The organism is Maribacter sp. 4G9 (assembly GCF_002742265.1).
Taxonomy (GTDB): Bacteria; Bacteroidota; Bacteroidia; order Flavobacteriales; family Flavobacteriaceae; genus Maribacter.
Genome location: NZ_MDGL01000079.1, coordinates 1 through 1,196, shown reverse-complemented (window position 1 = coordinate 1,196; position 1,196 = coordinate 1). Strand labels below are relative to the sequence as shown.

General features: G+C 40.9%; 1 protein-coding gene. It reads left to right on the top strand.

Features of this window, described 5'->3' with window-relative positions; translation table 11 throughout:
* Positions 1-1,196, top strand: a 1,196-nt coding sequence (gene istA / locus BFP75_RS10195) for an IS21 family transposase (RefSeq protein WP_099545268.1), incomplete at both ends; no start/stop codon positions are given.

Here is a 1,196-nt window from a genome sequence, read left to right as displayed (position 1 = left end):
AGTAAAACAGATTTTCAAGTTGTATTGTGAGGGCGTAAGTAAGCGTCAGATAAGTTCAAGGCTAGGACTATCTCGTAATACCATCACCAAGTACATTGCTTTTTTTAAGCGGTATCAACTTACCAGTTATGAGGTCTCTGCAATGACTTTGGAAGAGCTGCATAAACTTTTTAGGTCAGACCAGAAGCCTAAAAGTGAACAATTATTGACCTTAGAGAAGTACTTTCCTTATTTTGATAAAGAGCTTCGTAAAACGGGAGTCACTAAACAATTACTTTGGCAAGAGTATTACATAAAGCACCCCGACGGTTTTAAATTATCACAATTCAGATACTGGTATACCGAATGGACCAAAGAGGTGTCCCCTGTAATGCATCTTACCCATAAGGCTGGCGACAAACTATTCATAGATTATACGGGCAAGAAACTCACCATTGTAGATCGTGATACGGGAGAGCTTCAAGAGCTAGAAGTGTTTGTATGTGTACTTGGCAGCAGTCAATATACCTATGTGGAAGCATCGGTTAGCCAAAAGAAAGAAGATTTCATACGAAGTGTCGAAAATGCTCTTTGGTTCTATGGGGGCGTTCCACAAGCCTTAGTTCCCGATAATCTTAGATCAGCAGTAACTAAAAGTAGCCGTTATGAGCCAAAGGTCAATGAAACCTTTGCCGATTTTTCAGAATACTATGAAACAGCAGTACTACCCACCAGAGCTTATAAACCGAGAGACAAAGCAATAGTAGAGAATGCGGTACGTATCATTTACACACGGGTCTTTGCTCCATTGCGCCACCAAACCTTCCACAGCATACCAGAGATCAACAAGACCATATTAGGGCTCTTGTATAGCCACAACAAAATGTCTTTCAGAGGAAGGGAGTATTCTCGGTATTCCTTATTCGAGGAAGTAGAAAAGCAAGAATTAAAGCCTTTACCCTTGAAGAGGTATGAAATTAAATCATACGCCAAGGGCACCGTTCATAAGAACAGTCATATTTACTTTAGTAAGGACAAGCATTACTACAGCGTGCCCTATCGGCACATAGGAAAACGCATCAAGATCATCTACTCGGATAGTCTAGTAGAGATATTTCATAAGTTCGAACGCTTGGCAGCCCACCCAAGGGAGAAAAAGAAATACGCCTATACAACGATAAAAGAGCATATGCCCTCACACCATCGTTTCATAAGCG